The organism is Paenibacillus typhae (assembly GCF_900099765.1).
Lineage (GTDB): Bacteria > Bacillota > Bacilli > Paenibacillales > Paenibacillaceae > Paenibacillus_AQ > Paenibacillus_AQ typhae.
The window spans coordinates 1-1,301 of the sequence record NZ_FNDX01000088.1 but is presented as its reverse complement, the minus strand read 5'-3'; the positions used below and the strand labels follow the sequence as shown (position 1 = coordinate 1,301).

Here is a 1,301-nt window from a genome sequence, read left to right as displayed (position 1 = left end):
TGATATGATCCCCCTATAGTAGACAGAAAAAAGCAAGCCGTTTAATCTGTCTACTATGGAGGGGATTTTTTATGGGCGAAATGAGAAGAACGTATGATGAGAAGTTCAAGAAAAAGGCAGTTGACCTCTATCTCAAAAAGGGATTGGGGTATAAGAGTGTCGCGCGTGAAATGGGCATTAACGACTCACTGGTTCGTCGATGGGTGAAGCACTTTGAGGCAGAGGGCGTAAAGGGCCTTGGAGAAAAAAGAGGGAAGGCAAAAGGGCCAGGAATGGGCAGACCCCGAACACGTCCTGAAGATCCAGAGGCCAAGATTAAGCGCCTTGAGGCAGAAAATGAAATGCTAAAAAAGCTCTTACAGATGTGAAAGGAGGAATGGACGCTGCTCCGAGCAGCAAAAAGTTTGCAGTCATTCAAGAGTTGCTTCATAAGAAATACAACCTTACCCTGCTTTGCAATTTGGCTGGGGTATCTAGAAGTGGTTTTTACAAGTGGTTGAACCGGCAAACGTTCGTTTCACCCAAGCAACGCGAAGACGAAGCGCTGAAGCTTAAAATCGTCGAATGCCACGAGAAGCTTAAAGGCATTTATGGATACCGCAGAGTGAAGGTATGGCTAGAGCGTACCTACGCCATTCATATGAATCACAAGCGTGTACAGCGACTCATGGGCGAGCTAGGACTTCGAGCAGTCATTCGGAGGAAAAGACCTTACTATGGCAAGAAAGAGGCTTATGTGATCTCTGACAACCACCTGAATAGAGAGTTTACAGCAGAGCAGCCGAACCAAAAGTGGGTCACGGATATTACGTACCTTATCTTCGGTGGACAAAGGCTGTACTTGTCTGCGATTAAAGATCTGTTTAACAATGAAATTGTAGCGTACCAGATTAGCTCGCGGAATGATCTAAAGCTGGTGTTGGATACAGTCAAAAAGGCGAGAAAACGGCGGGACACCAAAGGTGTTCTTTTGCACAGCGACCAAGGATTTCAATACACTAGCCGCCAATACAGTAAACTACTGGAGCGATATGAGATAAAGGCAAGCATGTCCAGAAAGGGTAACTGCTGGGACAATGCCTGTATGGAGAACTTCTTCGGTCATTTTAAATCCGAGTGTTTCTACCTCCACTCCTTTCACTCTGCTAAGCAGGTGAGGCATGCTGTGCAGCAATATATCCGCTTTTACAACCATGCACGTTTCCAAACGAAACTAAACAACCTGAGTCCCTATGAATACCGAACTCAGGCTGCTTAAATATTGCTTTTTATTTACTGTCTACTTGACAGGGGTCACTTCA

The 1,301-nt window shown here is 45.4% G+C and carries 2 protein-coding genes; both read left to right on the top strand.

Translation table 11 applies throughout. The annotated features are described in order from the left end of the window. The first annotated feature begins 71 nt into the window (after positions 1 to 71). The gene (locus BLR64_RS29895; RefSeq protein WP_090720361.1) at positions 72 to 368 is read left to right on the top strand and encodes a transposase; all 297 of its coding nucleotides are present in this window, start codon (positions 72 to 74) and stop codon (positions 366 to 368) included. Between the two features lie 8 nt (positions 369 to 376). Next, positions 377 to 1,258, top strand: a complete 882-nt coding sequence (locus BLR64_RS29890; protein WP_090720359.1) for an IS3 family transposase — start codon at positions 377 to 379, stop codon at positions 1,256 to 1,258. The last annotated feature ends 43 nt before the right edge of the window (positions 1,259 to 1,301 follow it).

Coding starts and splice junctions, on each gene's coding strand:
- BLR64_RS29895 (WP_090720361.1), top strand. CDS start 72: ATGGGCGAAATGAGAAGAACGTATGATGAGAAGTTCAAGAAAAAGGCA.
- BLR64_RS29890 (WP_090720359.1), top strand. CDS start 377: ATGGACGCTGCTCCGAGCAGCAAAAAGTTTGCAGTCATTCAAGAGTTG.